The organism is Aeromonas sp. HMWF014, assembly GCF_963878295.1.
Taxonomy (GTDB): Bacteria; Pseudomonadota; Gammaproteobacteria; order Enterobacterales; family Aeromonadaceae; genus Aeromonas; species Aeromonas popoffii.
In genome coordinates this window covers 1-6,571 of the sequence record NZ_CAWNYS010000245.1, presented here as the reverse complement: position 1 = coordinate 6,571, position 6,571 = coordinate 1, and the positions used below count along the sequence as shown (strand labels likewise).

6 protein-coding genes are annotated in these 6,571 nt (G+C 60.1%); 3 read left to right on the top strand and 3 right to left on the bottom strand.

Going from position 1 to position 6,571, the window contains the following annotated elements; all coding sequences use genetic code 11:
* The 3 genes from AAC083_RS09990 to rtxH form a co-directional block, all read right to left on the bottom strand.
* Positions 1 to 818: hypothetical protein (locus tag AAC083_RS09990; protein ID WP_146181642.1), on the bottom strand; the 818-nt coding region annotated here is incomplete at its 3' end.
* A gap of 17 nt (positions 819 to 835) precedes the next feature.
* Entirely contained in the window at positions 836 to 1,231 is a 396-nt protein-coding gene (locus tag AAC083_RS09985) for a toxin-activating lysine-acyltransferase (protein ID WP_275929653.1), read from the bottom strand.
* 85 nt (positions 1,232 to 1,316) lie between these two features.
* A complete protein-coding gene (gene rtxH, locus AAC083_RS09980) occupies positions 1,317 to 1,646 on the bottom strand; it encodes a protein RtxH (RefSeq protein WP_181364706.1) in 330 nt (109 codons plus the stop codon).
* Between the two features lie 374 nt (positions 1,647 to 2,020).
* Here rtxH and AAC083_RS09975 point away from each other — a divergent pair, with 374 nt between their 5' ends.
* The 3 genes from AAC083_RS09975 to AAC083_RS09965 all read left to right on the top strand — a co-directional run.
* Entirely contained in the window at positions 2,021 to 4,108 is a 2,088-nt protein-coding gene (locus AAC083_RS09975) for a peptidase domain-containing ABC transporter (RefSeq protein WP_108536499.1), read from the top strand.
* On the top strand, positions 4,105 to 5,469 hold the full coding sequence (locus AAC083_RS09970) for an HlyD family type I secretion periplasmic adaptor subunit (RefSeq protein ID WP_108536498.1): 1,365 nt from the start codon (positions 4,105 to 4,107) through the stop codon (positions 5,467 to 5,469). The genes AAC083_RS09975 and AAC083_RS09970 overlap by 4 nt, the downstream gene beginning before the upstream one ends.
* 2 nt (positions 5,470 to 5,471) lie before the next feature.
* A partial coding sequence (locus tag AAC083_RS09965) for an ABC transporter transmembrane domain-containing protein (protein WP_258224649.1) occupies positions 5,472 to 6,571 on the top strand: 1,100 nt, incomplete at its 3' end.

The window sequence follows — 6,571 nt, the reverse complement described above, 5'->3', positions numbered from 1 at the left end:
AAGTGAATGTTACCCTCGGCGACATCGGACAGCAGCCGGTTGTAACCCCCACCGCCGATGAAACGGATGTCGCCACGGGTCTGCAGATAGGCATCATGCTCATGGCGCAGACGGGAGATCTCGTTCCAGCCGCCGGCGCCGTTGAAGGTGACATCTCCCTCGCGTCCCTTGCGAAACACCTTGTTGTAGGCCCCGGCCCCGTTCAGGGATAGGTTGCCGGATTCCACCTGGGAGCTGATGATATTGGCCGCGCCAGCGCCATGGAAGCTGATGTTGCCGCGCGATCCCTGATACTGGCTGTGCCAGGTACGATCTATCTGGTTGGCAGCCCCGGCACCGCTGAAGGTCAAATCGCCCCTGTCTGTCTGGTGCCAGAGCTTGTTGTAACCGCCGGCCCCCTCAAAACTCACGTTGCCACTGATCCCCTTGCGGGTCAGGAAGTTGGCAAAGACCGCCCCCTGATAGCGGATGTCGCCCTCGCGCCCCTGGTGATCAATTTTGGTGCCGCCGCTGGCACCGGCAAAATGGATATTGCCCGACTCGGACTTGCTGATGTCCGCATAGCCCGCCGCCCCCTTAACGGTCAGATTGCCGGATTCGTCGACCACCTTGAGGTAGGCGGCGCCGCCGTACACGCTGTCATTCCCCGTGCCGGTATAGACGGTGGCGCCAATAGAGCCGATTTTGATCGTATCGTCACCGCCATAGGCACGGATGACGCCGCCAAAGCCAACGGCATCGATGTCATTATTGCCATCATCTGCCGTGTAATTACCGGTAAAGAAGTACTCAATACTTCTCCATACACTCTGTCCCATGTATTAACTCATTATGATTAAATGGAAAACCACTGCACCCTGCGCACACAATGACCACGTTCGGCATGAACATGACCACGCACGGTACAGACCCGCTGCCCTTTCCATGGCAAAAATATCCGGCGACGCAGATCGCTCACCACGGCGCGGGCATGTCCGTAAGGCGCTATCATCTCGGGAATAAAAATATGGTTGCCGGATTGCCAATCCTCACGGATCAGCTCCCGCTCGGCGGCCAGCAAGGTGTCACGAATGGATAAAGAGACAAACGCCCAGTTGCAAAATGCAACCGGGCGTCCTTGTGCGTCTTCATAATAGCTGAACTGGTTCAATTCAAAGGCAGGCAATATTCGCTGCTGCCACTCGGCGACGGAATAACGCCGGTGCAGGGAGGAGTGCTGACTCAGCAGCATAACGCCCCCCAGCATATGTTGATTTTGTTGCCAGTTCGGTTCCGTTGATTGCAATACCAAGCTCATTGGATCCCCAACCGGAACATTATTTTTTCTTGCGCGGCGCGGCCTGTGCTGTGGCAGCCGGTGCGGCTTGCGGCTCGTCAGAGGGGGCTGACGGGATCAGACCTGCGGCGATCAACTTGTCAAACTCGGCGGCCATGCGCGGATCTTCAAGCATATTTTTTATCATTGAAACCATATACATAAAGCCAGCTGCAGGTATATGGACCGTCTGTTTCAGCATCAGCTCGTTATCGCTTTCAGCCATGACACCTTGCGCCATCTTCAGCGGATCTTGTCCGACGAAATAGAGCGAGAAGATCCCCTTGTTATAGTTGACGCTGGATACTGTCTGTACAAACTGCTCTGTCATATAAATTCCATTATCAATAAACATAACGACAAAAAAAAGAAAAGAATGTCCCCATGTAAAATAACACGAGGTTAACATTTTGCTTTTCACTATATTTACCATATTTGAAATCATTCTCAGGTTCAATTAAACAATGACCTGAAAACAGAATTAAAATGTCAACACAAATATCAACTCAATCATTAAGGTTAATGTCTTGGTATTATGTAATGAGTTATTAGCTGAGTGGGTGCGGCCATTTTATCATGCAGGCTATCAGTCAAGATAATATTTGACAGTGAAAAAATGACTCGTTAGTATGCGCGCCCTGCCTGCAACAGGCCACCTTACCCCATATAAACAGGAGGGGTGTCACAGCGGCATACGGATATATTATGACGGCGAGCGAAGAGTCTGTTTTAGCGTGTCTCAATATTATTATCGGGATGCAGGGTTGTCCCTCTAAAGATATAGCACCCACACCAGACGATACCTTTGACAATATTGTCGATACGCTGCAACAACAGACAGGGGCCCGCATTCGTCTGCGTCATATCCCCCCTCGCAAACTCGATAAACTGACCCTGCCGGTGGTACTGCTAAGCCCCTCTGGCGAGGCGTTCGTGCTGGCCCAGCGCCAGGGTGGACAGGCGCTGATCCTGGATCCGGCAGTCGGCAAGCCGCAAGTCATAGCACAAGACGCCCTGCTGGCACGCTGGGATGGCCGCCTGCTCGAGGTCGGCAAACGGCAGGGACGCTTCGACATCCGCTGGTTCATCCCCGCCTTCTTGCAGCAAAAACGCCTGCTCGGCGAGATATTGCTGTTCTCGCTGGTGTTGCAAATCCTGGCGCTCATCTCCCCGCTCTTCTTTCAGGTGGTGATGGACAAGGTGCTGGTGCACCAAGCCTGGGCAACCCTGGATGTGCTGGTGTTCGGGCTGCTGATCACGGCCCTGGTGGAGGTCTGCCTGCGCGGATTGCGGGAATATCAGTATGCCCACACCGCCAACCGGATCGATATCCAGCTCGGTCTGCGCATGGTGCAGCACCTGTTTGCCCTGCCGCTGCTCTATTTCAAGCGTCGCCAGGTGGGCGCCATTGTGACCCGGGTGCAGGAGCTCAACACCATACGCGAATTCCTGACCGGCACCCTGTTCACCCTGACGGTGGACGTGCTGTTCATGTTTGTCTTCCTGGCCGTCATGGCCAGCCTCTCCGGCATGCTCACTCTAGTGATCCTGCTTTCCATTCCTGCCTATGTGCTGATCGCCTGGTGGATCACGCCGCGCATGCAGCAGGCGGTCGAGCAGCAGTTTGGCCATGCGGCCACCAACACCGCTTTCTTGAACGAGACGGTCGCCGGGGCCGAGACCCTGAAAAGCCTGGCGCTGGAGCCGCGTTTCGTGCGGCGCTGGGATGAGCAGACCCGCCAGATGGTGGAGGCTGGCTACCGGGTACAGCAACTCAACAATGCCTCCCAGCACGGGGTCATGTGGCTGCAAAAATTGGTGACAGTCGGCGTGCTCTGGCTCGGTGCCAGCGAGGTGATCGCGCTGCAGCTCACCATAGGCCAGCTCATCGCCTTCAACATGATGGCCAGCCACGTGGCACAGCCGCTATCGCGTCTGGTCGAGCTGTGGGGTCAGTTCATCCAGACCCGGATCGCGGTAGACAAACTCGGTGACATGCTCAACCTCCCCCCGGAACATCAGCGCGATGGGGATGGCCGCATCCACGCAGGCGCCATAGTGCTGGAGCGGGTGCATTTTCGCTATCAACCGGATACCCCCCTCACCATCGACGATCTCTCCCTCACCATCGCCCCTGGCGAGACGCTGGGCATTGTCGGCGGCTCGGGTTCGGGCAAGAGCACCCTGGCCCGTCTGCTGCTACGGCTCTATCAGCCGGAGCTGGGGCAGATCCTCATTGATGGCCAGCCCATCCAGCAGATCCCCCTTGCCCACCTGCGCCAGCAGATGGGGGTGGTGTTGCAGGAAAACCACCTGTTCAACAAGTCGGTGCGCGACAACATAGCCCAGTCGGTGCCCCACGCCAGCCTGGACGACATCATACGGGCCGCAACCCTGGCAGGCGCCCATGAGTTCATTTTGCGACTGCCCCTTGGCTACGACACCGTGCTGGCGGAAGGGGGCAGTTCGCTGTCGGGCGGTCAACGCCAACGGCTGGCCATTGCCCGTACCCTGCTGGCAGACCCCAGGATCCTCATCTTCGACGAGGCCACCAGCGCCCTGGATGACGAGTCCCAGGCGCGGATCCAGCACAACATGCGCCACATCGCCAGCGGCCGCACCGTCATCACCATTGCCCACCGCCTCTCCACCGTGCGCCATTGCGACCGCATCCTGGTATTGCAGCGCGGCAAGATAGTGGAGCAGGGCGACCACGCCAGCCTGCTGGCACTGGGGCAGCACTACGCCAGGCTGTGGCAGCTACAACAGGACTTGCACGAGGAGACCCCATGAATCTGCGCACCTGGCTGAGCCGCTTGCGCCAACCCGGTCCGGCCCGGCAGCAGGAGACCCACTACGGCTTCCTGCCCGCCCATCTGGCGCTGGCCGAGACGCCGCCCTCCCCCTTTGCCCGCATCACGGCGCTCACCCTGAGCGCCGGTGTGCTGCTCACCCTGCTCTGGGCCTGCTGGGGCCAGCTCGATATCCAGGCCACCGCCAGCGGGCGTCTGCTGGTCTTTGGCCGCAGCCAGATTATCCAGTCCTACGAACAGGCCAGGGTGCTCACCATTCACGTGGAAGACGGCCAGGCGGTCGCTGCCAACGCGCCGCTGCTGACCCTCAACACCCTGGGGGTGAGCCAGGACCTGAGCCGGTTGCGTGAGCAACAAGCGTTCCAGTATCAGACCCTGATCCGTTATCAGGCGCTCTATGGCAACCAAGCCGTCACCCAGCACCCCGACTACACCAGGCTCACCCTGGCGCAGCAGCAAGCGCTGGCGGAGAACCACCAGAGCGAGCTGCACGAGTACCGGAGCACCCTCAACAACCTGCGGGCCGAGCTTGGGGTCAATCAGGCCAATCAGGCCGCCCGACGGGGGGACATGGCCTCCCTCACGACCCTGCTGGCCAACATCCGGCCCCGCCTGCAGGCGCGCCGGACCCTGAGCGAGTCCCAGGCCATCTCACGGGTGGAATATCTGGAGCAGGAGAAAGAGCTGTTGGAAACCCAGCGCCAGCTCGCCCAGCAACGGGCCGAGCTCGAGGTACTGCAATCCCAGCAGCAGAGCCTGCAGGAACGGCTGGCCGGTTTCAAGGCGCAGAAACAGCGGGAGTGGATTGAGAAACGCCAGCAGGCCCAACTGCAACTGACCGCCATCGAGCAGGAGCTCGCCAAGCTGAGCGAGCGGGAGCATCTGGAGGTCATTCGCGCCCCGGTGGCGGGCACAGTGCAGCAGCTGGCCATTCACACCCAGGGCGCCGTGGTGCAACCGGCCCAGCAGTTGCTGGTCATAGTCCCCAATGAGGGAGTCCAGTACGCCGAGGTGAAGATCCTCAACAAGGACATCGGCTTCGTGCACCAAGGGCAGACAGTCAGCATCAAGGTGGATGCCTTCCCCTATACCCGTTACGGCACCATAGATGGCGAGCTGGTCAGCGTGTCGCGCGATGCCACCACGGATGAGCAGCTGGGGCTGGTCTTTCCCGCCAGGGTCAAGCTGAGCCGGGGTGAGATGCAGATAGACAATCAGCCGGTACGGCTCACCCCGGGCATGTCGGTGGTGGCAGAGGTCAAGACGGATAGGCGCCGGGTGATCGACTACCTGCTAAGCCCAGTCCGTGAATACCAGGCCGAGGCACTGCGGGAGCGATGACCATGACGCACGCTTTACCGGCTTGCGAGGCCCCCGTGAAGGACCCTGCGCCCATCGCCAATGGCGCCCTGGACGCCCTCGCCCATGCCGCCCATCAGCTGATGATGGCGGCGGATGCCGGGCAACTGGCCCACGCCATGGGTTGCGATCTGACGCCAGAAGATCTGACGGTGCGCGAGGCCGCCGCCCGGCTCGGCCTGCGCAGCGCTCTGTCACAGGGGCCGGGTTGCCCGCTGGCGGCACTGCCACTGCCGGCGCTGCTCAAGCGGGAGGGGCGCTGGTTCACGATCACCGCAATAGCACAGGACGGCTGGCAGCTGTTTGATCCTGCGACTGGCGCCAGCAGCCTGCAACCGCTACCGAGCCCCACGCAGGCGGCGCAGTGGCACTATCTGTTGCTGGCCCAGCAGGATCTCACCCCGGCCGAGGTCAAGTTCGGGCTGGGCTGGTTCAGCCCGGCGGTACTGCGCCAGCAGAAGCAGGTACGGGACGTCTTCTGCTTCGCCATCGTGCTGCAGCTCATTGCCCTCGCCAGCCCGCTGCTGTTTGAGAACATCATCGACAAGGTGCTTGTGGGGCGCAGCCTCGGCAGCCTGCAAGTGCTGGCCCTGGCCATGCTGGCACTGGCCTGCGCCGAGCCGCTCTACAGCTTTCTGCGCGGCCAGGTGTTCGGCCATCTGGCCAATCAGGTCAACGCCGAGCTGTCCGGCAAGCTCTATCGCCATCTGGTCGGCCTGCCCATCGACTATTTCAAGGCGCGCCAGACCGGCCAGATCATCGCCCGGGTCAAGGAGATGGCCCAGATCCGCCAGTTCCTCACCGGCTCCACCCTGATGCTGGTGCTGGATCTGGTCTTCATCCTGTTGTTTGTCGGCGTCATGTTCCATTACGCCCCCGTCTTGACCGGCTGCGTGCTGGGTTCCTTGCTCGTCTATTTTCTGCTGTGGCTGCTGATTGGCCCTCTGGTGCACAAGCGGGTCGAGGCCGAGTATCAGGCGGATGCCGATGCCACCAGCTTCCTGACGGAGGCCGTCACCGGCATCGAAACCATCAAGACCACGGCCACGGAGCCACGTTTTTATCAGGAGTGGCAGCGTCTGCT

Excerpts from the sequence above, each read along its gene's own strand:
- AAC083_RS09985 (WP_275929653.1), bottom strand. The coding sequence starts at position 1,231 with ATGCTGCTGAGTCAGCACTCCTCCCTGCACCGGCGTTATTCCGTCGCC.
- rtxH (WP_181364706.1), bottom strand. The coding sequence starts at position 1,646 with ATGACAGAGCAGTTTGTACAGACAGTATCCAGCGTCAACTATAACAAG.
- AAC083_RS09975 (WP_108536499.1), top strand. The coding sequence starts at position 2,021 with ATGACGGCGAGCGAAGAGTCTGTTTTAGCGTGTCTCAATATTATTATC.
- AAC083_RS09970 (WP_108536498.1), top strand. The coding sequence starts at position 4,105 with ATGAATCTGCGCACCTGGCTGAGCCGCTTGCGCCAACCCGGTCCGGCC.